This is a genomic window from Candidatus Palauibacter sp. (assembly GCF_965213655.1).
Taxonomy (GTDB): domain Bacteria; phylum Gemmatimonadota; class Gemmatimonadetes; order Palauibacterales; family Palauibacteraceae; genus Palauibacter.
This window is the reverse complement of the sequence record NZ_CBDBZT010000003.1, coordinates 1,734,868-1,761,242: the sequence shown is the minus strand read 5'-3', so window position 1 is coordinate 1,761,242 and position 26,375 is coordinate 1,734,868. Positions and strand designations below refer to the sequence as shown.

Here is a 26,375-nt window from a genome sequence, read left to right as displayed (position 1 = left end):
GCAGGCCGTGGTAGAACCAAGCGTCAGCGGGCTGCCAGTCGCGGGGCCGCCGGGTCGATCTCGACACCGCAGATCCGGTTTGGTACCATTGTCCCCGGTTTGTTCGGTCCTGCTTCCGGATCGACGCGGTTGGAGCGGCGAGGGGCTCAAGGGGTCGTAGTACTGAAGGCGTGGTATCGAGAGGGGATTGCCGCCTGATGACCAATGGATCGTCGAAAACGCACTTCCGCGCGCGCCTTCACGGAATCGGTCTGCTGCTGGTTGCGCTCGCTCTGAACGGCTGCGCGTCAAGACAGCGTACTCCCGATACCGGCCCGGCGCCCGAGACCCTGGACGCGGAACCGGTCGCGCCCGCCCCGGAGCCGGCTCCGGCGCCGGACGACGAGTTGATGCCCGAGGACCCGCCCGTGCCGGAGCCCGTGGCCAAAGCGGACGCCGGACCGACGCCGGAGGAGATCGACCGGGCGATTCGCGAGATGCTCGGCGGCGATCCCATGGGGCTGGTGCACCAGGGGGAGGATTCGCGCGTTTTCCGGCTCGAAATGAACGATCGGGTCCGGTCGTGGATCCATTATTTCCAGACCGTCATCGGCGAGCGCTTCGGGACCTATCTCTCCCGCAAGATCCGCTACGAGCCCATGATCCGGCGCGAGCTGCGCGAGGCGGGACTGCCGCAGGATCTCATCTACCTCTCGCTCATCGAGAGCGGGATGAGCCCGAACGCCTACAGCCGGGCAAGCGCGGTCGGCTTGTGGCAGTTCATCGCCAGCACCGGACGCAACTACGGCCTCGAGGTCTCTTACTGGATCGACGAGCGGAGGGATCCGGAAAAGGCGACCGACGCCGCGGTCCGGCACCTCAAGGACCTGTACGAGGAGTTCGGTTCGTGGTACCTGGCGGCCGCGGCCTACAACGGAGGACCCAACCGCGTCCGCCGCGGGCTCCGCACCGTGCCCGGCGGGACCTTCTGGGACCTCGCCGACCGTCGCCTGCTTCTGCGCGAGACGCGCGACTACGTGCCGAAGATCATCGCGGCGGCCATGATCGGGCACGATCCGGCGCGCTACGGGTTCCCGGAGCCGGAGGGAGAGACGCTCCCGGAGTACGCGACGGTGCGCGTGCCCGACGCGACGAGTTTCGACGTCCTGGCGGAGGTCGCCGGTACCGACGAGGAGACGGTCAACCTCCTCAACCCCGAGTTTCTGCGCGACGTGACCCCGCCGAACCGCGAGGTCGAAATCAAGGTCCCCGTGGCGGGCGCGTCACGGTTCGCGGTGCGCTATGCCGCGGTGCCGGTGGACGAGCGGGTCACCTGGACGTTCCACACGGTCCAACGGGGTCACACGCTGGGCTGGATCGGGCAGCAGTACGGGGTGTCGGTGGCGGCGTTGCGCGCCGCGAACGGCAACCTGAACCCGCGACGCCTGCAGATCGGTCAGGAACTCGTGATTCCACGATCCGCGCGAGCCTCCGGGGCGAGGGCTTCCGGCGCATCGATCACGCGGAGTTCGAGCGCCAGTCCGATCAACGCGCGGACGAATGCCGAGGGGACGACCGTCGTCACGGTGCAGCGCGGGCAGACGCTGGACGTGATCGCGCAGCGATACGGGGTGTCGGTGGCGGCCCTCCGTGCCGCGAACGGCAATGTGAACCCGCGTCGCCTGCAGATCGGTCAGGAGCTGCTGATCCCGGGGGCCGGCCGGACCGCCGGCACGGGATCGGCCGGGTCCGCGAGCAACGGCGCCGGACCCGTGACGATCGTCGTTCGGCCGGGCGACTCGCTATGGCTGATCGCCCGCCGACATTCGGTATCGACGCGCGATATCATCGAGTGGAATCGCCTCTCCTCGACCCGGATCCATCCCGGCGACCGGCTCGAGATCCGGCGCTGACCCCCCCTGCGGCGGGCCGGCAAGCGGGTAGATGACCGCCCCGGCCGCCTCCCCCGGCTGCCGAGGCTCCCTCCGCAGGCCGTTACGCGTATCTACGATGATCCGCGTCTTCTCCAGCACGAGGCCGTAGTCCACCTGCGGGTGATCCGTGATGACGACGGTCGCGTGGCTGGATTCCAGCAGGGCGGCCGTCAATGACTCCGACTCGAGATCGCCGCTCTCCAGCGCCAGCCGCGACACGAACGGGTCGTGATAGGAGACCTCCGCGCCCTGCCGTCGCAGGAGTTCGATCACGTCGAGCGCGGGACTCTCGCGGACGTCGCCGACTCCCGGCTTGTAGGCGACGCCCAGCAGCAGGACGCGGCTCCCGTTGAGCGGCAATCGGTGCCGGTTGAGCGCCTGCGCGACGCGGTCCACGACGTAGCGTGGCATCTCCGCGTTGACCTCGGCGGCCAGTTCGATGAAGCGGGTCCGGTACTGGAGCGTCCGCATCTTCCAGGCGAGGTACTGCGGGTCGATGGGGAGGCAGTGGCCGCCCAGACCGGGGCCGGGCGTGAAACGCATGAACCCGTACGGCTTCGTCGCCGCGGCCTCGACGACCTCGCCGATGTCGATCCCGAGACGATCCGCGATGACCGCCATCTCGTTCACGAGGCCGATGTTCACGGCACGGAAGGTGTTCTCCAGCAGCTTGGTGAGTTCCGCGACTTCGGGTGACGAAACGCTCACGACCGCGTCGATAACCCTCTCATAGAGGGCGGCGGCCAGTTCGCGGCAGGATGCGGTCAGTCCGCCCACGACCTTCGGCGTGTTCGTGAACGTGTAGACGGGATTTCCGGGGTCGACGCGCTCGGGGCTGAAGGCGAGGAAGAACTCGTCTCCCGCCGTGAGGCCACCCTGTTCGAGTTCCGGCTGCAGCAGTTCCCGGGTCGTGCCCGGATAGGTCGTCGACTCGAGGACGATGAGTTGGCCGGGCCGCAGACCGTCTCTGATGTGCCCGAGGGCATCGAGTATATGGGAGACATCGGGATCCCCGGTCTTTCCGAGCGGCGTGGGGACGCAGATGATGACGGCGTCCATCTCGCCGAGCCGGCCGAAGTCCGTCGTCGCGTCGAGGTGGCCGCTCTCGACGACGGCGGCGACCGCCCGCGCCGGGACATCGCCGATGTGGGAGTCGCCGCGCCGCACGCGGTGTACGACACGCTCGTCGATGTCGAACCCCAGCGTCCGGAAGCCGGCGCCGGAGAACGCCGTGACGACGGGGAGACCGACGTAGCCGAGCCCGAGCACGCCCACCCGGGCCGTGCCCGACTCGATCTTCTTCCGGAGCGACTCTCCGTAGCTCACCGCGTCCCCCGTATTCGCGTCACTTCGCGTCCGCCGTCCAGGCGCCCGACCGTCCTCCGCGCTTCTCGAGGAGCCGAATCGGCCCCAGCGCCATGCCGCGGTCGATCGCCTTGCACATGTCGTACAGGGCGAGCAGGCCGGCCGCGACGCCCGCCATGGCCTCCATCTCGACGCCCGTGCGCCACTCCGCCGAGGCCCGCACGCTGAGCCGGTAGGCCGGCGGCGACTCCTCGGCCTCAAGGTCGACATCCACCGCGTCGAGCGGGATCGGATGGCAGAGGGGGATGAGCGTGGAGGCCGCCTTGGCCCCCTCGATTGCCGCGATTCGAGCCACGGCGAGCGCCTCTCCCTTCTCGACCTCGCCCGTCCGGATGGCATCGAGCGTCGCTCGGCGCATCCGGATCCGGCCCTCGGCCACGGCCACGCGTCGCGTGAGAGGTTTGTCTCCCACGTCGACCATGCGCACCCGCCCGTCCGGGTCCAGATGTGTGAGTCCGTCCACGAAGCTGCCTCCCGTCACAGGCTCTTCAGTACCCCCGCAACTTGCGGTGTTCCCGCCGTCCGGCCAGTGGAGCGGCCGGTGAAGGCCGCGCTCATCTCCTCGAGCAGGAGGGCGGTCGTCGCCTGGGGATTCAGGTTGCGGCCGACCCCTTCCATGGCCGCATCGACGGCCGCGAGGGCATCGAGAACCGCTCCTTCCGTCGGGCCTCCGCCCGCTCCGTGGGCCCCCGGTCCGCCCGTTCGACCGGCCATCTCCGTGCGATCCGGATCGAGCGATACCTCGGCGGCTCCCGCCGCGACGCAGAGCATGTCCCGCAGCCGCATGCGCAGCGCCTCGAGCGCCGGCTCCAACTCCCCTCGCGCGCCCCGGGCGGAGTAGCGGGATGCGGCGCGGTAGCGCGCCTGCGGCGTCCCGTCGAGGGCGGCGGCCAGCAGACCGTCCGCGGCGGACTCGAACTCGCTGGCTTCAGCCTCGAGCAGCGTGCGGGCCCGGTAGACGGCGCCGGCGGCTCGCAGCGCCACCGCCCGCGCCTGGCGATCGTCGCGCACGCCGAGGTGTTCCGCCACATACGTCGCCACGCGGTCGGCCGGCAGCGGCGCGACGCGGAGCGGCACCGTGCGGGACCGGATCGTCGGCAGGAGCGAGTCCGGGCGGCCGCTCGTGAGCACGATGTACGCGAACGGCGGCGGTTCTTCCAGCAGCTTGAGAAAGGCGTTCGCCGCCTCGGGGCTGGCGCTCTGTGGCACCATCCGTTCCGCGTCCTCGATCACGAACACCGATCTGCGCGCCATCGAGGGACGCCGGGAGGCCTGGTCCCGGATGTTCTCCACGGCGGCCACATAGAGTCCCGTGACTGCGTCCGGATCGAGACGCACATGGAGATCTTCCCGCAGGAGAGCGAGACGCTCGTGCCGCTGCGCCTCGATCGCCTCACGCAGCTTGGCCCGCGATCCGGCCTGCTTCGGGCGCGGCATGGGAAAGTGGAGGTGGATGTCCGGGTGCTCGAGCCGCGCTGCCATGCGACAGTTGCGGCACGCCTCGCAGGGCGCGTCCCCAACCTCCCGAGCCACCGCGCTATCCGTCGTCTCCGCCGCGTCGCATTGGAGAGCGCGCGCCACCCACAGGGCCAGCGACCGCTTGCCGACGCCCTCCGGGCCGTGGAGGAGGAGCGACTGCGGCAGCCTCCGGCCCGCGACGGCGCCTGCCAGGCGTCGCAGGAGGTCTTCCTGTCCCCAGGGACGCTCGCCGGTCACCGCCGGTCCCTCAGCCACCGGACGGGATCCACCGCGCGCGGCCCCACGGCTCCCGGCTCGTAGATCTGGAACTCGATGTGCGGCTGGGTGGCGTCCCCGCCCACGTGGCCGATCGCTTGCCCCTCCTGGACCGGCTGCCCTTCGCGGACGGTGACGTCGCGGAGCTTCTGATAGGACGAGTAGAACCCTCCTCCGTGATCGAGGATCACCGTTTGCCCCGAGGCGCGGGCCACGACGGACGCGACCCTCCCGAGATCCACCGCCTTCACCGACGTGCCGCGGGGGGCCGCGATCCCGATCCCTTCCCGCGGGATCGTCGTGCGTCCTTCCCGCTCGGGCCCGAATCGCCACAGGACCTCGCCCTCGACCGGCCACGCGAGGCGCCCCAGGTCACCGGCCGTGAGCGATGAGACCGATGTCGTGCCCGCCTCGCGTTCTGCCGAGCGGCGTCGGTCTTCCAGCCCCGAGATGAGCGCGCGCAGCTGGGCCTCCTCCGTCGCGAGCCGGGCCAGCGTCGACTGCGCCTCCGCGCGGCGGTCGGAGAACCGGCGCAGCCGCTCCTGCCGCTGTTGCTCGAGCCGCTCCAATTCGCCGTATTCCCGGACATTCTCGGCCCGTACGCGCGCGATGCGGTCGCGTTCCCGACTCAGCCCGCTGCGCTGGTCCGCGAGGCTGCTCTCCAGGTCGCTCACGTCCTCCAGAAGCATGCGGTCGAAGACGGCGACATCGTGGAGGTACCTGTAACGATTGAGCAGGTCGGAGAACGATCGCGAGGAGAGGAGCACCTCGGCGGCGTGCAGGGGGCCGCGCTTGTAAATGTCGCGCAGCCGTCCCCGGAGCACGACCTGCCGCGCCGTGAGTTCGTCGCGCGTGAGCAGCATCTCGCGCGTCATGGCCGTTAGCTGCTCCGAGAGTGCGAGCAGTTGAACGTCGAATTCGGCCATGAGACTCGCCGAGGCGGCGATCTGTCGTTCAATGTTCCGGAGTTCGGCCGAGTCGCCGCTGACCTGACCGGCGATGCCTTGGAGTTCCCGCCGCAGCCGCTCTCGCTCTTCGCGAATGAGTTCGAGCCGTCCCTGGCTCTCGTCGAGGCGGCGCCGCACGTCGGGTGACTCTTGCGCGATCGCGGGAGAGGGCGGTGTCCACGCCGGACTCGTCGCGACGGCGACGCTCACGGCCGCCACGAGTCGCGCCGTTCGAGTGCGCCTTGACGCGTTCACGATTGCCCCGGGGCGCCATACGCCCGCCCCACCTCACGGTGCACGGCAAAGGCGGCGGCGAGCAGGCCGAGCAGCCCGGCGGCGGCGACGCCGGCCACGGTCCAGACTTGCGGGAGCCACGACAGCGACTCGATGGCCGCGAACCGGCCAGGGAAGACGAGGTACGCGAGTCGCGTGACGCCGAGGGCGAGCAGCCCGCCCGCCAGCCCGGTGATCGCGCCTTCGAGGAGGAAGGGCCGCTGGATGTAGCCCTCGCGCGCGCCCACGATCTGCATGATCTCGATTTCTTCGCCGCGCGCGAGGATCGCCATGCGCACGGTCGTCACGATCAGCAGCACCGCGACAAGGGCGAACCCGCCGCCCAGGGCGAGTGCGATCCCGACAGCCGCGCTCCGCAGGGCGAAGAGCCGCTCCACCCACTCATCTCCGTACCGCGCCTCTTCGATGAACGGATACGCCGCCAACGTGCCCGCCGCCTCCGACACCGTCTCAGGGGTCCGGAAGCCCTCCCGGAGCCTGAGGTGGAGTGAGGCCGGGAGCGGGTTCACCTGCAACTCCCCGAACACGCTTGAGAACTCGACGAGGTCGCGGCGCGCGCGCTCCAGCGCCTCATCCTTCGAGACGTAACGCACCGCCTCCACCGCCGGGAGCGCCTCCAGCTCGAGCCGGGCGGCCCGCACCTGCTCCGAGCCGGCGTCGTCGAGCAGGTAGCCGACGACCTCCACGCGGCGTTCCACATCGCTGATCGCGCCGCCGATGTTGTAGGCCACGAGCCCGAAGAGGCCGAGGATCAGGAGGCTGAGTCCGATCGCTCCGATCGAGAGCGCGCACAGCAGAGGTGTGCGCCGGAAGCCGGCGAGCGCCTCGCGCATGGCTCTCACGCGGCGGAATCGCGGACGAGTCGTCCGTTCTCCAACTCGAGTCGGCGGATCTGCGGTTGCCGACGCACGAATTCCGCGTCGTGCGTGGCCATGAGCACGGCCGTGCCGAGGCGGTTCAGCGTTCGGAACAGCTCGAACACGCCCCCCGCCGCGTCGGGATCGAGGTTGCCCGTGGGTTCGTCGGCGAGGAGGATCCGCGGTTCCGTGGCGAGGGCGCGCGCCACGGCGACGCGTTGCCGCTCTCCACCCGACAGCTCCGAAGGTCGCGAGCGTGCGCGGGCGCCGAGACCGACCTGGCTCAGCAGCCGCTGGACGCGGCCCTCGATCTCGCGGCGCGGTGTCCCCACGACCTCGAGTGCGAAGGCCACGTTCTCCGCGGCGGTCAGCCGTTCCAGTAGCTTGAAGTCCTGGAACACGAAGCCCACGCGCCGCCGAAGCTCCGGGATGTCGCGCCGCCGCACCCGCCTCGAGCTGTAGCGCGAGACCTGCACCTCGCCCTCGGTCGGCCGCGTCTGGAAGTGGATCAGCTCGAGCACGGTCGATTTGCCCGCCCCCGACGGCCCCGTGAGGAAGGCGAACTCACCCTTTCGGAGACGGAACGAGACGCCCTCGAGTGCAGCTCCGGAGGGCCCATACACCTTCGAGACGTCTTGCAGGGAGATCATGGCGCGACGGCCCGGGCCACACAGAACCGCGCACAGAGTTCGATCGCGGCCCGCATCGCTCCCGGGTCCGCGATCCCGCGGCCGGCGATGTCCATGGCCGTGCCGTGATCGGGAGACGTGCGCGGGAAGGGAAGACCGGCCGTCACGTTCACGCCTTCGTTCATGGCGATCGTCTTCAGGACCGCGAGGCCCACGTCGTGGTAGGGTGTCACGATGAGGTCCGCCTCCCCGGAGATCGCCTTCAGGAAGACGGTGTCACCGGGAAAAATGCCGAGGATTTCCACGGCGGAATCGCGGGCGAGCCGCGCGAGCGCCGGCGCGAACACTTCGATCTCCTCGTCACCGAAGAGTCCGCCCTCGCCCGCATGCGGATTGAGCCCCGCAAAGGCGAGACGGGGCCGTTCGATCCCCCACCAGGCCCGCAACGCTTCGATCGCGATCCCGGACCTGCGCGCGAAAAGGTCCTCATCGAGGACGGAGGGTACGTCACGCAAGGGGAGGTGTGCTGTCAGGAGCGCCAAGCGCAGGGGCCCGCCGAGGGGCGTGCGCTCGGCGGACATCATCATCGTGACCTCGGGCACTCCGGCCAGTTCCTGGAGGAACTCCGTATGCCCGGGGTGCGTGTACCCCGCGGCCCGCAGGGCGGCCTTGCTGATCGGAGCGGTGACGATCCCGTCGATCTCCCCCGTCCGCGCCAGCGCGACGGCTCGCTCGATGGCCCGCCCCGACAGCGCGCCCGCGAGCCTCTCCCCGCCTGCGGGGTCCCAGTCTCCCACCGTCTCCCGGGGGACCCCTTCCAGGCGGCCCTCCACCGCGCCGAGCGAGCGCGGCCCCACGAGGACCGCGTCGATCCCGTCCACGCCCGAGAACGAGGAGAGCGCCGCCGCGGTCACCTCCGGCCCGATCCCGCGCGGATCTCCCAGCGTGATCCCGAGGCGCGGCATGTGGGTCATCCTCCTCAGAATCTCACATCGATGTACGTATTGGAGCGAATCTCCTCAAGAAGGATGCCGATCTGTTTCTGGGTGCGCAGGCTCTGGCGGATCTGTTCCCGCACGTCATCGAGTTCGATCTGTCCCTCGGGACGGTAGGTCAGGACGTGGACGAGACCGAACTCGATGGGGCCCCCGCGCTGCATCTCGAGCGGCCCGTACACCGTCCCGGGCGTCGGGGCGGTGAGTCCGGATTCCGCGCCCGCGCCCGTGAACTGGCTGACCAGGCTTGTGAGCGGGATGTCGTCGAAACGGATATCCTCGTCGGCCACCTGTCCGCGAAACAGGGCCATGAGCCGCTCGGGGTCGGCCCCCGCCCGCAGGCTGTCCGCGACCTGAATCGCGAGCGTCCGGGCCTCTTCGATGTCCTCCTCCGTGATCTCCGGCCTCAGGAGGATGTGACGCAGAAAACGCTCCGACCCCCGCTGGCGCTCGATCTTGATGAAGTGAAGACCGAACTGCGTCTGCACCGGACCCACCGTCTGGCCCGGCCGCGCCTGCCAGGCCGCGTCGCCGAACGGTTTCACCAGAAGGTCGCGCCTCATCCAGCCCAGTTCGCCGCCCTGCTCCCTGGTGCCCTCATCGTCGGAATGGCGGCGCGCGAGGACCGAGAACTCCTCCTCGTTCGCGAAATCGTTCTGGACGCGAAGCGTGCGGGCCACGGCGCTGTCCCGGGCCGTTCCGCTCGGAGAGGGCGTGACGACGAGCCGGTTGAACGAGACGAGCGCGGGGCGCGGCGGCTGGTTCTGCGCAAACTCCTCGAAGGCGGCTTCGACCTCCTCCTCGCTGACGATGACCGGCGGCAGGTCGGTGCGTTGCTCGAGTTGGAACCGGTAGGCCTCGCGCATACCCGCGGCGTGCGCCTGACCGCGGAGCATCTGGCGGAACTGGAGCATGTTCATGCCCGTCTCCTCCACGGCGAGCATCATCTCCTCATCGGAGGAGAACTGGCCTCGCGTCTCCGCGAAATAGCCGTCCGCCGTCTCGGTCACGCGATTCTCGGGCACCGTGACTCCGGCGTTCTTCGCCTGTTGGAGGTAGATGAGGTCGTCGATCATCGCCTCGAGCACGTCGTCGGCGAATTCCTTCCACCCCTCCGAGCCCTCGGACGGCACGCGCGCGCCGCGGGCCTGCAGCTGGTAGAGCGTGACCTGGATGTCGGAGAACAGGATCGCCGTATCGCCGACTACGGCCACGATCCTGTCCAGCGACTCCACGCCGGGGGGAAACTCCACCGTCGCCACGGTGTCGGGCGCGGCCGGTTCGTTCTCCTGAAGTCCGGAGAGCGGTGTGACAAGCGCCAGCGCCGCGGCGAGCAGGCAGGCCGCGGCCCGGGGGGGCTGCATTCCATGACGAATATTGATCACGCTAGACTCCTCCTGCGGTCACCGGAACCCTCAAGTCCTTCGCCTCCGCGCGCCCCGGCGCCGCCAGGATCCCCAGGGCTTCCGCGAGCATCGGCAGGAGGGGCTCGGTTCCCGCCCGTCGCAGGACCAACGATAACGGTTCCAGCCGCCGCACTTCAACGTGCAATTGGCGGTCCGCGAGCGCGTTCGTGAGCAGCCTGAGCTGCGGTGAGGCCGTCGCTTCGAACGAGATGCGGGCGTCGTCATCGGAGGCCCGGATCCAGTCCGCGCCGACCGCCGCCCCGAGAATGCGGAGTTCCGCCGCCGCGAGGAGACGTGCCGCGGGAGGCGGGAGGCGGCCGAAGCGATCCTCGAGTTCGGCGCGGAACGCCTTTACCTCTTCCCACTTCGTGAGACGCGAGAGACGGCGATAGAGATGCATCTTCAACCGGGACCCTGCGACGTACTCATCGGGGAGGAACGATTCTCCGTCCACGGAAACGCGGGCGCGCGGCGCGCGGTCGGGGGATTCTCCCTTCAATCGCTTCAGGGTGCTCTCCACGAGCCGCTGCCAGGTCTCGATGCCCACCGCGGTGGCGAAACCGCTCTGCTCTCCGCCCATGAGGTTCCCCGCCCCCCGCAGCTCGAGGTCCTTGAGCGCGACCTGGTATCCCGAACCCAGTTCCGTGTGGTGCTCGAGCACGCGCAGCCGCTCCGCCGCGTCCAGGGCGACGTCGGTCGGAACGAGGAGGTAGCAGTAGGCCCGGCGGTGCGAACGGCCCACACGGCCGCGCAGCTGGTAGAGCTGGGCGAGCCCGAAGTTGTGCGCCCGGTGCACGATCATCGTGTTCGCGGACGGGACATCGAGTCCGTTCTCGATGATGGACGTGCAGATGAGGAGGTCGGTCTCGCCGCGGACGAAGCGGTGCATGACGTCCTCGAGTTCGCGCTCCGGCATCTGGCCGTGGGCGATGGCGGCGCGCGCTTCAGGCATCAGCCTCCGTACCCGGCTCGCGAGCGCGTGGATCGTCTCGACGCGATCGTGGACGAAGAACACCTGCCCGCCGCGGTCGAACTCGCGCCGCAGGGCTTCCTCGAGTATCCCGTCGTCCCAGGACAGCACGTGCGTGATGATCGGCATGCGGTTTCGGGGCGGCGTGCGGATCATGGAGAGGTCGCGCATGCCGCCGAGCGCGAGATGAAGGGTGCGGGGGATCGGTGTCGCGGTGAGCGTGAGGACGTCCACGGTCTCGCGGTATTGCTTGAGCCGCTCCTTCTGGCGGACGCCGAAGCGCTGTTCCTCGTCCACGATGAGGAGGCCGAGGTCGCGGAATGCGACGTCGTGGGAGAGGAGCCGGTGCGTGCCGATGACGATGTCGATGGTCCCGGCCCGGAGCCCCGCGAGGACTGCCCGCTGTTCGCGCGGGGTGCGGAAGCGCGACAGGCCCTCCACGTGTACGGGGAAGCTGGCGAGGCGCTCGCGGAAGGTCGTGAGATGCTGGTCGGCGAGGATCGTGGTCGGGGCGAGCACGGCGACCTGGGCCCCGTCCTGCACCGCCTTGAACGCCGCGCGGATCGCGACCTCCGTCTTGCCGAAACCGACGTCCCCGCACACGAGGCGGTCCATGGGGACGGGTGCCTCGAGATCCTGCCGGACGGCCTCCCAGGCGCCGAGCTGGTCCGGCGTCTCGTCGTAGAGGAAGGCCGACTCCATCTCCCGCTGCCACGGTGTCTCGGCGGGGAACGCGCGGCCGGGCGACATCTTGCGCCGCGCGTAGAGTTGGAGGAGTTCGACGGCGGTGGCCTCGATGGCCGCGACGGTCCGGTTCCGAAGCTGTTTCCACTTCCGTCGACCGAGCTTGTGCACGGTGGGCGGGCGCGCGTCGGAGCCGGCGGCGCTCCACCGTTCGATGAGGTCCAGCCGATAGTGGGGGAGTCGCAGGATCTCGCCGTCGGCGTAGCGGATCTCCATCGTCTCGATGGTCTCGCCGCGCACCTCGACCCGCTCCAGGCCCATGTAGCGGCCGATCCCGTGCTCGATGTGGACTACGTAGTCCCCGGGCTCGATGGCCGCGATGGATTCGATGGTGGCGGCGCCTCGCAGCCGGACGCGGTGGCGGCGATAGCGGCGCCGGAACACCTCGTGATCCGTGAGCACGAGGAGGGTGCCGGAGACCCCGGCCCTGAACCCGCCGCTGAGCGATCCGATGGCGAGGGCGACCTCCCCCGCGAGTGCGGCGCCGCCGCGTTCGCGAAGGATCTCCTCCAGCCGCTCGACCTGGCCGTCGTTGTCGCAGAAGACGATGAGGCGTTCGCCGCGGGCCCGCGCCGTCGTGATCTCCCCCACGAGCCGCTTCATGTCGCGATCGATGGACGGTGGAGGCTCGACCGGCAGCCGGATGCCGTCCGCATCCGGGGCGTCGTCGTCTGGTGGCGGCGAGCCCTGGTCCGCGGTCGTGAACTCGAGGCGGCGGAATGCCGTGAGCCGCTGCTCCGCCTCGGGAGGGGGAAGGACGAGAGATTCGGCCGGCTCCGCTCCGGATCCGGCGCGCTCCCTCGCATCCCGGACCTCCTCCCATAGCCGCTCGCGGGCCCGGACGCCCCCCGTGGGGTCGAGAATCAGCGCGAGCGCCGTCGGGGGCAGCGTCTCCAGGAGGGCGCGCCGCTCCACCTCGCCCTCCGTTTCGGTGCCCCGCAGGGCGATCGGGAGGACATCCACGCTCTCCAGAGTTTCGGTCGAACGCTGCGTGAGCGCGTCGAAGCGGCGGACCGACTCCACTTCGTCGCCCCAGAGTTCGATCCGGAGCGGCGCGGGATGTCTGAACGGAAACAGATCCACGATCCCGCCGCGAATCGCATAGTCCCCGACTTCGCGCACCGTATGGGTGCGGCCGAATCCCATCTCGTCGAGGCGGCGGTCGAGTTCGGCCAGGGGGTGCGCGGCCCCGCGCCGGATCGTGAGGGCCAGAGTCGTCCCGGGGCCGACAGGGATCGGCGCGCGTTCGGCGAGCGCCCGGGGAGTAGTGGTCAGGATTCGGCATTGCCCGCCGAGCAGCGCCCCCATCGCGTCCACGCGCTGGGCCTCGATCTCGATGTGGGGATCCGCGTCCTCGTACGGGAGCGCCTCGCGCTGGGGATAGCAGCGGGCGCCCGCTGCTCCGAGCGTCCGCAGATCCTCGTGCAGCGCCTCGGCCCGTTCGGGCGTGTCGGCCACGACGACGATCGGCGTACCGATGGCCAGGTCGTCGAGCGCGAGGGCAAGCGCGGCGGATCCCGCCCCCGGGAGCGGGTGGACGGGCGCACGGACACCACGCCGCGAGAGCGCCTCCGGGAGGCCGGCGGCTCGCACGATCTGGAGGAACGACTGTCGAATCAGTTCGACGCGCCCGATGTCGCTTCGCTCCCTTCACCGTCCGCGCTTGGGCGACGCGACCGTCCCGGCGTCGCCAGGTACAACTCGATTCCGATCAGCGCGAGCGCGAGTACGATCAACCACGGGGCCATGTCGCGGCCCCGCCGCGCGCGGAAGATACCATCTTCCCATGCGCTCGCGTCGGGGCCTGCCGTGAATACCGGTCGGCCCGCGAACAGTTCCTCCAGTTCGCGCGGCGCCACCGGCGTGGCGTCGGCCTCCATCTCGGGCACGTTCGCCGCGAAGTGCGTTTCGGCGGCCGCCCCGTCGCTGCCGGTGCCCCGCACCGCATACACTCCCGCGCGCAGCGGGGTGAACCGCGCCCCGCCCTCTACGCCGCGCACCGTCCCGTCCGGCGATTCGACCTCGCTCGCCCACTCCGGGAGGGTCAGCGGCCGTCCCGCGCCGAAATCGGAAAAGGGCCAGGTGGCGAGGTGCGACCAGTGTACGAGGAGCGCCTCAAGGAAGGGGACCATGGCCGGATGCGCCGGGAGGTCGCTGGCCGTGACGGTGAGCGGCGAGGCGACGATCAACGCCATCCGGCCATCCGACTCCGTGCGGATGAGCCACGGTTCTCCGTCTTCCGTACGCAGCAGCGCCGTGTCGGCGGCCGACCCGCCGCCGGTCGCACGAAGAAGGTAGCGCTGCCGGACCCGCACCCCCGAGAGCGAGAACGCGGCCTCCGGCTCCACGAGCCCCAGGTCGCCCGATCCCGCATCGACGCGCGCCTGCCACCCGATCCCGATGGAGGCCAGCCCCTGATTGAAGGCTGCGAGGTCCACGGGGTCCTCCGGCGGAACCAAGATGACCGTCTCCGCTCCCGCCCAGGGAGCGCCGACGCTCACATCCCCGTCTACGACCGCCACGACCCCGTTTCCTCCTGCTCCGAGCCGTCCACCGTCGCGGAGCGTTTCGATCCCGAGCCCGACGAAGCCAGCGGCGTCGCCATGGAAGCGGACCGTGGGAGGAGGCACGACCCGGATCGCGAAGTAGCGCAGGTCGTCGGCCCGGGCGCCGGCGGGGTCCACCTCCAGCCGTCCCTGGTGGAGCCCCGGCGCGAGTTCGGGGAGGCCGAGGATGGCGCTCGCTCCCCAGGGGGCGCGGGCCGCGCCGGCGAGCCGGCCGTCGAGTTCGAGGCGGATGTCGGCTTCGGCGCCGGCGTCGTCTACCGAACCAGCCGGGTCCGGCGCGGCGGCCAGCCCGGCCGGGGTGCGCGCGCTCCGTACGATGATGCCGTGCCCCAGCCCCGACGGCGCGGTCGTGCCGCCGGTGAGCTCGACGTCTACGAGGGCGCCATTCGGCTCGGCCGGTGGTCGCGGCGTGTAGGCCACGAGGGGGGCCGCATCGCCGGACGCCGTCGGGGCGGTCCGCAGAGCCGACGCCTGGAGGTCCGACAGCAGCTGCACCTCGCGCCGCCGTTCGCCGTCGGCGGGGAGCGCCGCGGCCGCCCGGGCCACGACGGCGGCCAGATCGGCCGCGCCGTCGGTCGGCCGGAGTTGCCCGAGGGCCATCGCGGCCCGCCCCGCGGAGACGCCTGCCGCGAGCGGTTCGCCCACGGTCGGGAAGAGCCATACGCGGTCCTCGGGGCGGGCCGCGGCGAGCGCCGCCCGTGCGAGCTCCACGAGCGACTCGGACAGGATGCGGTCTTCGTCCAGCCGCCCGACGCTGGCCGAGTTGTCCACGACGAGCGCGAAGTCCGTAGGCTCGTGGTCGCGGGCTCCGCCCCGTCCGATGAGCGGACCCGCCGCGGCGAGCGCCAGCGCGATCAGCAGGCCGATCCGCACGGCGAGAAGCAGGAGATCCGAGGCCACCAGCGACCTGGAGCGCGCGTCCTCCGCCCGGCTCAGGTAGCGGAGCGCCGGAAAGGACACGCGCCGGTCGGTCTGGCGCCGGCGCAGGTGGAGAATGAGCGGCACGATGGCGCTCAGCCCGAGCGCGATCGCCCACGCGTAGAGGAAGCTCAAGCCACCCGGGCTCCCGTCATCCGCCGGCCCGCCTGCGCATGAACTGCCTCAGCGCAAGCCCGAGCGGGGTATCCGTCGTGAGCAGCGCATAGTCGGCCCCCCAGCGCAGTGCTTCCTTACGCCAGCCGTCGATCGCCGCTTCGACCGCTTCCCGGTACTGCCTGCGAAGCGCTGCGGAGTTGGCGCCGAGTTCCTCCCCCGTCTCGGGGTCGAAGAAGATCGCCTCCCCCTCCGCGGGAAGTTCGCGTTCGCCGGGGTCCATGATGTGGAAGAGGATCACCTCATGGCCCCGGTGCCGGAGATAGCGCAGGGCAAGCCGCGTCGTGCCCGGGTCCACGAGCAGGTCCGAGATGAGCACGACGAGGCCCCGCCGCTGCAGCCGGCCGGCGATCTCCTTGAGCGCCGAACCCGCATCGGTCCCGCCATCGGCGGAGAGGCGCGTGAGTTCGCCCAGCAGCCGTCGCCAATGGCGCCGCGTGGTGCGCGGCGCGAGGTGCGCGCGGAGCGCCTCGTCAAAGGCGATGAGCCCCGTCGCGTCCCCCTGCTGCACGAGAAGCAGCGAGAGCGACGCCGCGAGCAGCCGCGCGTAGGCGAGCTTGCTCGGGAAGCGCACTTCGTCCGAAACCCAGCCCATCGACCGGCTCACATCGACGAGCAGGTAGGCCCGCAGGTTCGTCTCCTCCTCGTATTGCTTGATGAAGAGGCGGTCCGTCCTCGCGTACGCCTTCCAGTCCAGGTAGCGGAGGTCGTCGCCGTGATTGTACGGGCGATCCTCGGCGAACTCGGCGGAGAAGCCGCGCTTCGGCGAGTCGTGGAGCCCGATGAGAAATCCCTCGACGATGTGGCGCGCGACGAGTTCAAGGTGCGAAAGCCCCACGATCTCGCGCGGACTCGCGAGGTCGAGGCGCTGGCGGGAGGCTTCGAGAGCGGACGTGACGGTTGCGGTGCCTTCGGTCATCGGAAAAGACTAGTGTCGTGTCGCAGAAATACCTCGGCTATTCGAGCGCCGATGCATCCGCCCCTGCGGCGTTGCTCCTCCTCGAAATAGCGCTGCTATTCCTCGTCGGAGCGCCTTGCAGGATCCGGCGCCTCGGCACTCTCGGTAGCTCGCGGATTCCTGCGACACAACACTAGCAGCCCGTGGCGGAGGGCCGCCACAGGTCGCGGACTCGCCTTCGATCCAACGTCTCGCCGAGCAGGAAGCGAATGAAAAGAACGCTGTCCGGAATCGCGCCGACCCTGCCGACCGCGCGGGGCTCGGCGATGCTGGTATCGATGCTGGCCCTGGCGGCCTCCCCGGCGGGGGCCGTCGCGCAGGCCGAGGGCGGCACGGGGGCGGCGACCATCACCGCCGGCGACCTCCGTCTGCGCATTGGCGCGCTGGCCCACGACTCGATGCGCGGGCGCGCGACGCCGAGCCCGGAACTCGACAAGGCGGCGCGCCACATCGCCAGCCGCTTCGAGGAGTTCGGACTCCGGCCGGCGGACGGCGACAGCTATCTGCAGGCGTATCCGTTGACCGCCTCCCGAGGCGGCTCCCCCGGCCGGCAGCTGCTCGAGATCGACGGTCTGGGGGGCGGGACGATCGCTGCCACGGACTACCTTTCCGTCCCCGGGGGGCGCGGGCAGGCCGCGGGGCCGCTCGTGATCGTGACACCCGGCGGCGCGGATCCGCCCGCCGGCTCCATCGCGGTCACGCACGTGACGCCGGAGGAGCTGCGGAGCGGCCTCGAATCCGTCCGCGGCATCCTCGACGGCGGTGCGGTCGCCGTTCTGCTCGCGGTCGATGCGCCGGCCGACTACTTCGACGGCATCCGGCGCTTCTACGAACGGGAACGGCTCTCCGTCGGCATGCCGGAGGAACTGGGCGCCCCCGTCGCGCTCGTCCGTACGCAGGCCCTCCCCGAGACGCTGCGCACGGCCGTCGCTTCCGGCCGGAGCACGAACGCCTACGAGGCGACGGTGCGCACGCACTCGGAGTTCCGCGAGGAGGGGGCGTACAACACGATCGGGTGGATCGAGGGGTCGGATCCGGACCTTCGCGGCGAGTTCATCGTCTTCACGGCCCACATGGATCACGTGGGCGTGGGGAGGCCCGTCGACGGAGACTCCATCTACAACGGCGCCGACGACGACGCCTCGGGCACCGCGGCGATCATCGAACTCGCGCAGGCGTTCGCGTCGCTGGAAACACCCCCCCGCCGATCCCTCGTATTCATGACCGTGAGCGGAGAGGAGCGCGGACTCCTCGGCTCCGGGTGGTACGCCGAGAACCCCCTGTTTCCCCTCGGGGCGACGGTCGCGAACCTGAATATCGACATGATCGGACGGAACTGGCGCGACACCGTCGTGGCCATCGGGGCCGACGAGTCGACGCTCGGCACGACGTTGCGGGAGACGGTGCGGGAGCACCCCGAACTCGGGCTCGAGGTCATCGACGACCCGTGGCCGGAGCAGAATTTCTACTTCCGTTCGGACCACTACAATTTTGCGAGGAAGGGCGTCCCGATTCTCTTCTTCTTCACGGGTACGCACGAGGATTATCACGGTCCCAACGACGAGGCGGACCGGATTCTGTACGATAAGACGGCGCGCATCACGCGCCTCATCTATCATCTGGGGCAGCGCCTCGCCGACGCCGACGGACGGCCCGAGTGGGATCCGGCCGCGTACCGCAGGGTTGTAGAGGGCGGCGGCCGCTGAGGGCCGCCAGCCGCCGAGCCGTCGGCCACGGGGCCGCCGGGTTCGCCAAGGTGTCATCAGGAGAGTGAGTGACATGTCCGAGCAGGATCAGGAGCCATACGTGATCATCGAGCGCCGGGCCTCCGGGGCCGTCGCATTCATCTGCGGCGCCCTCGTGGGTGCGGGCGTCGCGCTGCTTCTGGCGCCGAAGTCGGGCCGCGAGACGCAGGCGGAGCTGCGGGCAGGGGCCCGCCGGTTGAGGGAAGGAACGGGGGAGCGACTCACCGATCTCCGGGACACCCTGGGGGAGCAGTACGACCGCACGCGCGAGGGGATGGGGACGCGTGTGGAGTCTTTCCGCCAGAGCGTCGCCGATCGGCAGAAGAAAGCGGAGGAGGCGATCAAGGCGGGGAAGGACGCGGCCCGGCAGGCCCGCTCCGACCTCGAGGCGCGCGTCGCCGAGTCCAAGTCGGCGTACCGCGCGGCGCTCGCGGAAGGCGAAGCCCCGGAGGAAACGCCGGAAGACGGGTCCGGAGACGAGACGGAAGCGGGGCCCGGGGCCGACGCAGGCGCCGAGGAGCCGGACGACGGGGGGTCTCGGGAGTGACCCGTGGACGATCACGACGGGGTCCGGGTTATCGCCCGCAACAGGAAGGCCCGCCACGAATACGAGGTGCTCGAGCAGCTCGAGGCGGGGATCGTGCTCCGGGGCGCGGAGGTCAAGTCGCTCCGGGACGGGAAGGCGAGCTTCACGGACGCCTTCGGGCGGATCGACGCCGGGGAGGCGTGGCTCCATAATCTCCACATTCCCCAGTACGACAAGGCGACGATCGACGCGCCCGATCCGGTGCGGCCGCGAAAGCTCCTGCTCAAGAGACGGGAGATCGACCGCCTGCGCTCCAAGACGCGGGAGAGCGGACTGACGCTGGTGCCGCTGGACATCCACTTTCGGCGCGGATTCGCGAAGGTCACGCTCGGGCTGGCGCGGGGGAAGAAGCACCGGGATCGGCGGGAGGACCTGAAGAGAAAGACGATGCAGCGGGAGGTCGAGCGGGCGAAGAGAGAGGCGGCGCGTGGCGGTTGACCGGGGAGTTGGCGGCCGATGCGACCGGATCGGCGCGTGTCGCCGGTGGATCGTGGTCGCGGCCGTCGCCATCGTGCAGGTCGCGCTCTCGGGGATCCTGGCGAGCGCCGCCGCGCAGGCGCCCGCCGAGACGGTGGAAGCCGAGGTCGCGGGCCGGACCGTGAGTCTCGCCGTCGCGCGGCACCGCGCCTATCCCGCCGTGGCTGCGGAGGACCTGGCGGGCGCACTGGAGAGCGTTCTCGAAGACGTGACGCGGAACGGGATCTTCCTGCGGGCCCGCCTCCGTGGAGAGGCGGTCGCGTTCGAGGCGGAGTCCCCATTCTTCCGACACGGCGGCCGCACGGTGCAGCTCGCGAATCCGCCCTACGAGGAAGGCAGCGCCTTCTGGCTGCCGGCCGAGTTCGTCACGCGGTGGGTGTCGGAGGCGTCACCCCCCGTGACCGAGGGTTCCACGGAATCCGGGGCGCCCGGGTCCTCCCCGGCGCCGGCCGCGGACCCGCTGCCGGCCCGCGTCGACCCGACCGTGCCGTGGCGCGTGATCATCGATCCCGGGCACGGAGGCCGGGACCCCGGGACGCTGGGCGGCGTGAGCTTCGAGAAGGACATCGTGCTCGCGATCGCCATTCGACTGCGCGAGGAACTCGAAGGGCGCGAGATGTTCGAGCCTCACCTGACTCGGGACACCGATATCTACGTGGACCTCGATGTGCGCTCGCAGTTCGCGGTGGACCGGACCGGGGATCTCTTCGTCTCGATCCATGCCAACGCGGCGGAGGACGAGCGAGCGCGCGGGTTCGAGACCATCTTCCTCGGGCAGGCCCGCTCGGAGGAGGCGCGGGAGGTCGCCCTGCGGGAGAACCGCGGCCCCGAAGTGGATGACGCGGCGGGTTCGCCGTCCGACGTTCAGTTCATCCTCGCGGGGCTGGACCGGACCGAGAATCTTGCCGAGTCCCGGCTCTTCGCCGGCTTCGTGCAGAACTCGATCCGGACGGCCCGGCGCGGCGGGTCCCCCGATCGCGGCGTGATACAGGGCCCGTGGTGGGTGCTGCTCGGAGCGCTCGTGCGCATGCCGTCGGTGATCGTCGAAGTCGGTTTTCTGTCAAATGATGAAGAGGAGCGCTACCTGAACGACGCGGCAGGGCAGGGGGCGATCGCGCGGGCGATCGCGGATGCGATCGTGGCGTACCGCGAGGATGTGTTGCGCCGGTACGCTCCCGGGCCGGAGTCGGGGTGCTGACCGCCGGCGGGGTGATTGCGGAGCGTGCGGCGCCGGTGAGCCGGCGGGCGACGCTGCTCTCCACGAGCTTCGTGGCCCGCGATACCTGGTGGCAGGAGTTCGACTGCCCGGACATCGCGGCGGCTGCGCAGCCCGGGCAGTTCGTCATGCTCGGCGTCGGGCTCGGGGAGCCGGGGGCGTGGCTCCTCCCGCGCCCGTTCAGCGTCGGCTGGACCGGCCCCGACGGCGAGGTCGGCATCCTGCTGCGCGCCTACGGTCAGGGCACCCGGGCGCTCGCGAAGCTGGAAGCCGGGCAGACGGCCCTCCTCCTTGGCCCGCTGGGCCGCCCCTTCGACACCGAGGGCGCGGACATCGAGTGCATCGCGGGCGGCGTCGGGCTCGCCCCGTTCATCTTCCTCGCAGCGCAGGAGGCGGCCGCGGGACGGCGCGTGCGGCTCATCTACGGCGAGCGGGATGCCGGAGCCGTCTTCGACCCCGCGCTCATCGCCCGTCTCACGGAGCACGACCCGGAGGTGTACACGGAAGACGGTAGCGCCGGCAGGAAAGGCCTCGTGACGGCGGGTCTCGACCCGTCGGGGGACGCGCTCCTCCTCGGGTGCGGTCCCACGCCGCTCCTCCGGGCGCTCTCCGCGTTCGCGCGGGAACACGGCCGCCGGCTCCAGGTCTCGGTGGAGGAACACATGGGGTGCGGCATCGGGACCTGCCAGGGGTGTGTCGTTCGCGGGGCGGACGGCCGCTGGGTGAAGGCGTGCGTCGAGGGTTCCGTCTTCCCCGCCGAGGAACTCGACTGGGGGGCGATCTGACCCCGGCCGCGGTGTCGCCGGGCCTCGGCCAGCGCGTGTTCGGGGCGGAGTTTCCGAGTCCCGTGCTCCTGGCTTCCGGCACCTGCGGCTACGGACAGGAATACGCGGATCTCATCCCTCTCGATGAGATCGGAGGGCTGGTCACGAAGGCGGTGAGCCTCGAGCCCCGCCCCGGCAACCCGCCGCACCGCGTCGCGGAGACACCCGGCGGGATGATCAACGCGATCGGGCTCGAGAACCCGGGCCTGCGCGGCTTCATCGCGGAGAAGCTCCCCTGGCTGCGCGAGCACCTCCGCCGCGCACAGGTGTTCGTGAACGTCGTCGGACACTCCGCCGAGGACTTCGTCGCCGTCGTGAACGGACTCGACGGCGAGGACGGCTTCCTCGGGTACGAGATCAACGTCTCCTGCCCGAACGTGAAGGGCGGCACGATGTTCGGCACCGACGAGATCGCGCTGGCCGACCTCGTAGCGCGGCTCCGCGGCTGCACGGAGCGGCCGCTCGTGGTCAAGCTCACGCCCAACGTCCCGGACGTGGGCGATTTCGCCCGCATCTGCGAGGAGGCCGGAGCGGACGGCCTGAGCGCGATCAACACCTTCCCCGGGATGGTCGTCGACATCGCGCGGCGCGAACCGCTGATCGGCAACCGGTCGGGCGGGGTGAGCGGGCCCGCGATCCTCCCCATGGGCGTGTATTCGACGTGGAGGGCGCGGCAGTCGTGCGGGCTTCCGATCATGGGGATCGGGGGGATCCGCAACGCGGAGGACGCCCTTCAGTACATCCTCGCCGGCGCCTGCCTCGTCCAGATCGGGACGGCTTCGTTCGTCGATCCCGGCGCGGCGGTGTCGGTCCACGAGGGGATATCGGAATACCTGAAGGCCAGCGGGGTCGCCCGCCTCGAGGACCTCGTGGGCACGCTCCGGGCCTGGCCCGGCACGGGCCCCGCGATTCCGGCCGGCTGATGACGCCCGGCAAGGCGCTGGTCGACCTCGCCTCCGCGCTCTTCGTCGAATGGCACGGCGAACTGCCGCTGGACATCCGTCCCGTCGCCGCGGACGGCTCCACCCGCAGCTACTGGCGTCTCACCGCCAAAGACGGGGCGTCCGCCGTGGGGGCCCACGGGCCCGACCCGATGGAGAACCGGGCTTTTCTCTCCTACTCCCGCACGCTGCGCGAACTCGGGCTGCCCGTGCCGGAGGTGTACGGAGCGGACGAGAAATCCGGCGTGTGGCTCCTCGAGGATCTCGGCGACACGACCCTCTTCGACGCGATCAAGGAGGCGCGCGACCCGGGGTCGGACGCCTTCCCCGACGCCGTCCTCCCCCTCTACCGGCAGGTGCTCGAGGTCCTGCCGCGCTTCCAGATCGAGGGAGGGAAGCGGATCGACTTCCGCCGGGCCTATCCCCGGGCGGCGTTCGACCGGCAGTCCATCCTCTGGGACCTCAACTACTTCAAGTACCACTTCCTGAAGCTCGCGCACATCCCGTTCAACGAAGCGCACCTGGAGCGCGACTTCTCGCGGCTTGCGCGCCACCTGCTCGCCTGCGAACGGTCGTGGTTCCTGTACCGCGACCTCCAGTCCCGCAACGTGATGGTGCGGCAGGGGCCGGAGGGTCCCGAACCCTGGTTCATCGACTACCAGGGCGGACGGCGTGGGGCGCTGCAGTACGACGTGGCGTCGCTGCTGTACGACTCGAAGGCGAATCTCGCGCGGCGGCACCGGGAGGCGCTGCTCGATCACTACATCGGCGTCATCGAATCGCACGGGGTGGTGCGGCGCGAGGAATTTCTCGAACTCTGGCCCGGGTATGTCCTCGTGCGCCTGCTGCAGGCGCTCGGGGCCTACGGTTACCGAGGGTTTTTCGAGCGCAAGCCGCGCTTCCTGCAGAGCGTGCCCTACGCGGCGGAGAATCTGCGGGGGTTGCTCGAGGACCGCCTGCCCGTGCACGTGCCCGAACTCGAGGGGGCGCTGCGCGCGATCGTGGATCGCTGGGGTCGTAAGGCGAAGCCGTCGACGGTCGAGGGGGGACTCGAGGTCACGATATCAAGCTTCCGGTATCCCGGGGGATACCCGGCAGACACGTCGGGTCACGGCGGGGGATACGTATTCGACTGCCGCGGCCTCCCGAACCCGGGCCGGGAGGAGGCGTACCGCAACCTCACGGGTCTCGATGACGAGACGATCGCCTTCATCGCGGCCCGGCCGGAGGCGCAGGAGTTCTGGGAAGGGGTGCGGGGGATCGTGGACGCGCACATCGCGAACTATCTGGAACGCGGGTTCCACAGCCTTGGCGTCCATTTCGGGTGTACGGGAGGGCAGCACCGTTCCGTTTACATGGCCGAGCGGCTGCGCCAGCACCTGAACGTGCGTTACCCGGACGTGCGCGTGGAGCTCACGCACCGGGAATCGGCGGACTGGCCGCGCCGCCCCGCGCGGGTCTGAGGCGGCGGGCGGGGAAGGGCGCGTGGAAGCGATGATCTTCGCGGCGGGCCGCGGAAGCCGCCTGCGGCCGCTCACGGACGGGACGCCCAAGGCGCTCGTCGACTTCGGCGGCATCCCCCTGCTGGAACACGTCGCCGGGAACCTCGTCGGGGCCGGCGCCCACCGCCTGATCGTGAACGCGCACTATCTCGCGGAACAGGTGGCGGCGTGGGCCGAGGCGTCGTCGCTGGGCGTTCCCGTATTCGTGTCACGCGAAGACGAGGAGTCGCCGGCTCCGCTGGACACGAGCGGCGGCCTCTTCCACGCGCGGTCCCTGTTCGAGGCGCGGGAGCCTTTCCTGCTGCACAACTGCGATGTCGCGACCGAGGTCGATCTCGCCGCGATGTATCGCGCGCACCTGGAAGGGGAGGCGCGCGATGGGCGGCTGGCCACGCTCGCGATCGCGGAGCGGGAGACATCGCGCCCCCTCCTCGTGGACGGGCGGGGCGTGTTCGGGCGCGCGAACCGGACGGAGGGGTGGGAGGTCGTCGCGCGCGAGCCGTCGAGCGCGGACGAAGCCCGGGAGTATGGCTTCTGCGGCATCCATGTGTTCTCGCCGCGCGTGTTCGAACGCTACGCCGAAGGGGGCGTCTTCTCGATCATGGATTCGTACATGGACTGGATCGGGGATGGGGAGCACGTCGGCGTGTTCGACGCGACGGGCGCGGCGTGGTACGACATCGGGACGCCCGAACGGCTGGACGCCGCGCGACGCGCCTTCGGGGCGGTCCCCGGCGCGGAGGTGGCCCCATCGGCGGAGGCGGACCCCTCTGCAGGGAGGCACGGCGCATGAGAGCGATCCGCATCCGGGAGCCCGGCGGCCCCGAGGTCCTGGAACTCGTCGAGCGGGACGACCCGGTCGCCGGCGCGGGCGAGGTGCTGGTGCGCGTGCGGTGCGCGGGGATCAACCGGGCCGACCTCCTGCAGCGCATGGGCCGCTATCCGGCGCCCGCGGACGCCCCGCCGGACATCCCGGGTCTCGAGTTCGCCGGAGAGATCGAGATGGTCGGGGCCGGCGTCGGCGGCTGGTCGGCGGGCGACCGGGTGATGGGCATCCTCGGGGGCGGCGGATACGCGGAGCGCGTGACGGTGCCGGTCGGGCAACTCCTGCCCGTCCCGCCGTCGCTGAGCTGGACCGAGGCGGGTGCGATACCGGAGGTCTTCCTCACAGCGGCCGATGCCCTCATCGAGCGCGGCCGCCTGCGCCCCGGCGAGTGCGTGCTCGTGCACACGGCCGGCGGCGGCGTCGGAACGGCCGCCCTGCAGCTTGCCTGCGCGGCCGGGGCGGGCTCGATCATCGCCACGGCGTCGGCGGACAAGCTTCGCCGCCTGCGTGAAGCCGGACTGCCGCACGACCTCGCCGTCGACCGCCGGGCCGGCTCCTTCGCCGACGCGGTCGCGCAGCACACCGACCGGGCCGGTGCCGACGTCATCCTCGACACCGTCGGCGCCTCGTACTGGGAGGCGAACATGGCCAGCCTCGCTACCCTCGGCCGCCTCGTCATCGTCGGCGTCATGGGCGGCATGAAGGTCGAGGCCAACCTCCGCACCCTTATGGGGAAGCGCGCGACCGTGGTCGGCACCGTCCTTCGCGCCCGCGCGAAGGCGGAGAAGGCGACCCTCACGGAGATGTTCTCGACCCGCTTCCTCCCCGGCTTCAGCGAGCCGGAGGGCGACCCCTCCCGCCTGCGTCCCGTCATCGACCGCGTCTTCCCCCTGGCCGAGGCTGCCGAGGCGCACCGCTACGTCGAGTCCAACCGCTCCTTCGGCAAGGTCCTTCTCAACGCCGACGCCTGACGCTCTCGGGGTTTCCTTCATGCGGTCTACAGACTTAGTTTAATAGACTAAGTTCACTGGAGAGATGATGCGCACGGTCAACATGCACGAAGCGAAGACACACCTCTCACGTCTCGTTCAGGCGGCGGTTGACGGCGAACCGTTCGTGATCGCGCGAGCCGGCAAGCCGATGGTTAAGGTGGTGTCGATCGATACGCCGGAGCCGGCCGAGGCGCGCCGGACGGGGTTCATGGAGGGCGAAATCTCGGTTCCGCCGGACTTCGACCGGATAGGGTCGGAGGAGATCGAGAGGATGTTCGTGGGTGACGACGGTCCCGGATGACGATCCTCCTCGACACGCATGTCCTGCTCTGGACCGCCGGTCTCCCGGAACGCCTTCCCCCCGCGGCCCGGGCTTCGATTGAGGACCCGGCAACGGCTCTGTTCTACAGCGCCGCCTCCATCTGGGAGATCGCCATCAAGAGCGGACTGGGACGAGCCGACTTCAGCGTGGATCCGCGCGTGCTGCGCCGCAGACTGCAGGTGAACGGCTACACCGAAGTGCCGGTCACCGGCGCGCACGCGGCCGCGGTGGACCTCCTGCCTCCGATCCACAGGGACCCGTTCGACCGCCTCCTCGTCGCACAGTCACAGATCGAAGGGTTGACCCTGTGGACGACTGATGCGGTCCTCGGGCGCTATTCCGGGCCGATTCACGTGTTCTGACGCCCAAGGGCGCCACCCGGGCGGCGCGTTGGCCTCATCGCGCTGACGCGGTATGATCTGTCCCCGCCGGGCGCGACACCGATGGTCGCCGACGGTACGCCACCTTCCGAA

General features: G+C 70.5%; 23 protein-coding genes. 12 read left to right on the top strand and 11 right to left on the bottom strand.

Features of this window, described 5'->3' with window-relative positions:
* Positions 1–197: 197 nt before the first annotated feature.
* Positions 198–1,892 carry a LysM peptidoglycan-binding domain-containing protein gene (locus ACOOGH_RS09970; protein ID WP_420448765.1) on the top strand — a complete coding sequence of 565 codons (1,695 nt, stop codon included), beginning with the start codon at positions 198–200 and terminating at the stop codon, positions 1,890–1,892.
* Here ACOOGH_RS09970 and ACOOGH_RS09965 read toward each other — a convergent pair.
* The 11 genes from ACOOGH_RS09965 to ACOOGH_RS09915 are packed head-to-tail and all read right to left on the bottom strand — an operon-like array spanning position 1,782 to position 16,432.
* On the bottom strand, positions 1,782–3,239 hold the full coding sequence (locus ACOOGH_RS09965) for a nucleotide sugar dehydrogenase (protein ID WP_420448764.1): 1,458 nt from the start codon (positions 3,237–3,239) through the stop codon (positions 1,782–1,784). The two genes, ACOOGH_RS09970 and ACOOGH_RS09965, sit on opposite strands and share 111 nt — an antisense overlap.
* A gap of 19 nt (positions 3,240–3,258) precedes the next feature.
* Complete coding sequence (moaC, locus tag ACOOGH_RS09960) at positions 3,259–3,741, bottom strand: cyclic pyranopterin monophosphate synthase MoaC (protein ID WP_420450109.1); 483 nt, start codon at positions 3,739–3,741, stop codon at positions 3,259–3,261.
* Between the two features lie 14 nt (positions 3,742–3,755).
* A complete protein-coding gene (locus tag ACOOGH_RS09955) occupies positions 3,756–5,012 on the bottom strand; it encodes an ATP-binding protein (RefSeq protein ID WP_420448763.1) in 1,257 nt (418 codons plus the stop codon).
* Positions 4,991–6,169 (bottom strand): murein hydrolase activator EnvC family protein, encoded by a 1,179-nt coding sequence (locus ACOOGH_RS09950; RefSeq protein ID WP_420448762.1) that lies wholly within the window; start codon positions 6,167–6,169, stop codon positions 4,991–4,993. Before ACOOGH_RS09950 ends, ACOOGH_RS09955 begins: the two co-directional genes overlap by 22 nt.
* 41 nt (positions 6,170–6,210) lie before the next feature.
* Positions 6,211–7,086: a cell division protein FtsX gene (locus ACOOGH_RS09945; RefSeq protein ID WP_420450108.1), complete on the bottom strand. Its 876-nt coding sequence runs from the start codon at positions 7,084–7,086 to the stop codon at positions 6,211–6,213.
* 5 nt (positions 7,087–7,091) lie between these two features.
* Positions 7,092–7,760, bottom strand: coding sequence for a cell division ATP-binding protein FtsE (locus ACOOGH_RS09940; protein ID WP_420448761.1), 669 nt, complete (start codon positions 7,758–7,760; stop codon positions 7,092–7,094).
* Positions 7,757–8,704, bottom strand: coding sequence for a PdxA family dehydrogenase (locus ACOOGH_RS09935; RefSeq protein WP_420448760.1), 948 nt, complete (start codon positions 8,702–8,704; stop codon positions 7,757–7,759). The genes ACOOGH_RS09940 and ACOOGH_RS09935 overlap by 4 nt, the downstream gene beginning before the upstream one ends.
* Positions 8,705–8,718: 14 nt before the next feature.
* Positions 8,719–10,119 (bottom strand): peptidylprolyl isomerase, encoded by a 1,401-nt coding sequence (locus tag ACOOGH_RS09930; RefSeq protein WP_420448759.1) that lies wholly within the window; start codon positions 10,117–10,119, stop codon positions 8,719–8,721.
* 1 nt (position 10,120) lies between these two features.
* Positions 10,121–13,447: a transcription-repair coupling factor gene (mfd, locus tag ACOOGH_RS09925; RefSeq protein WP_420448758.1), complete on the bottom strand. Its 3,327-nt coding sequence runs from the start codon at positions 13,445–13,447 to the stop codon at positions 10,121–10,123.
* A 23-nt stretch (positions 13,448–13,470) separates the two neighbouring features.
* On the bottom strand, positions 13,471–15,474 hold the full coding sequence (locus ACOOGH_RS09920) for a BatA domain-containing protein (protein ID WP_420448757.1): 2,004 nt from the start codon (positions 15,472–15,474) through the stop codon (positions 13,471–13,473).
* Positions 15,475–15,490: 16 nt separating this feature from the next.
* Complete coding sequence (locus ACOOGH_RS09915) at positions 15,491–16,432, bottom strand: DUF58 domain-containing protein (RefSeq protein WP_420448756.1); 942 nt, start codon at positions 16,430–16,432, stop codon at positions 15,491–15,493.
* Between the two features lie 248 nt (positions 16,433–16,680).
* Between ACOOGH_RS09915 and ACOOGH_RS09910 the strand changes: the two genes are divergently transcribed.
* The 11 genes from ACOOGH_RS09910 to ACOOGH_RS09860 all read left to right on the top strand — a co-directional run bounded on the left by ACOOGH_RS09910 (position 16,681) and on the right by ACOOGH_RS09860 (position 26,264).
* Positions 16,681–18,177: a M28 family peptidase gene (locus ACOOGH_RS09910; protein WP_420448755.1), complete on the top strand. Its 1,497-nt coding sequence runs from the start codon at positions 16,681–16,683 to the stop codon at positions 18,175–18,177.
* 73 nt (positions 18,178–18,250) lie between these two features.
* Positions 18,251–18,763 (top strand): YtxH domain-containing protein, encoded by a 513-nt coding sequence (locus tag ACOOGH_RS09905; protein WP_420448754.1) that lies wholly within the window; start codon positions 18,251–18,253, stop codon positions 18,761–18,763.
* Positions 18,764–18,766: 3 nt separating this feature from the next.
* On the top strand, positions 18,767–19,240 hold the full coding sequence (gene smpB, locus ACOOGH_RS09900) for an SsrA-binding protein SmpB (protein ID WP_420448753.1): 474 nt from the start codon (positions 18,767–18,769) through the stop codon (positions 19,238–19,240).
* 52 nt (positions 19,241–19,292) lie between these two features.
* Positions 19,293–20,477, top strand: a complete 1,185-nt coding sequence (locus tag ACOOGH_RS09895) for an N-acetylmuramoyl-L-alanine amidase family protein (RefSeq protein ID WP_420448752.1) — start codon at positions 19,293–19,295, stop codon at positions 20,475–20,477.
* Positions 20,471–21,280, top strand: a complete 810-nt coding sequence (locus tag ACOOGH_RS09890) for a dihydroorotate dehydrogenase electron transfer subunit (protein ID WP_420448751.1) — start codon at positions 20,471–20,473, stop codon at positions 21,278–21,280. The genes ACOOGH_RS09895 and ACOOGH_RS09890 overlap by 7 nt, the downstream gene beginning before the upstream one ends.
* Positions 21,226–22,242, top strand: a complete 1,017-nt coding sequence (locus ACOOGH_RS09885) for a dihydroorotate dehydrogenase (RefSeq protein ID WP_420448750.1) — start codon at positions 21,226–21,228, stop codon at positions 22,240–22,242. The genes ACOOGH_RS09890 and ACOOGH_RS09885 overlap by 55 nt, the downstream gene beginning before the upstream one ends.
* Positions 22,242–23,723 (top strand): RapZ C-terminal domain-containing protein, encoded by a 1,482-nt coding sequence (locus ACOOGH_RS09880; protein ID WP_420448749.1) that lies wholly within the window; start codon positions 22,242–22,244, stop codon positions 23,721–23,723. Before ACOOGH_RS09885 ends, ACOOGH_RS09880 begins: the two co-directional genes overlap by 1 nt.
* Before the next feature lie 31 nt (positions 23,724–23,754).
* On the top strand, positions 23,755–24,555 hold the full coding sequence (locus ACOOGH_RS09875) for a nucleotidyltransferase family protein (protein ID WP_420450107.1): 801 nt from the start codon (positions 23,755–23,757) through the stop codon (positions 24,553–24,555).
* Entirely contained in the window at positions 24,552–25,559 is a 1,008-nt protein-coding gene (locus ACOOGH_RS09870; RefSeq protein ID WP_420448748.1) for an NAD(P)H-quinone oxidoreductase, read from the top strand. Before ACOOGH_RS09875 ends, ACOOGH_RS09870 begins: the two co-directional genes overlap by 4 nt.
* A 67-nt stretch (positions 25,560–25,626) precedes the next feature.
* The gene (locus tag ACOOGH_RS09865; protein WP_420450106.1) at positions 25,627–25,881 is read left to right on the top strand and encodes a type II toxin-antitoxin system Phd/YefM family antitoxin; all 255 of its coding nucleotides are present in this window, start codon (positions 25,627–25,629) and stop codon (positions 25,879–25,881) included.
* Entirely contained in the window at positions 25,878–26,264 is a 387-nt protein-coding gene (locus ACOOGH_RS09860; RefSeq protein ID WP_420448747.1) for a type II toxin-antitoxin system VapC family toxin, read from the top strand. Before ACOOGH_RS09865 ends, ACOOGH_RS09860 begins: the two co-directional genes overlap by 4 nt.
* Positions 26,265–26,375 lie beyond the last annotated feature (111 nt).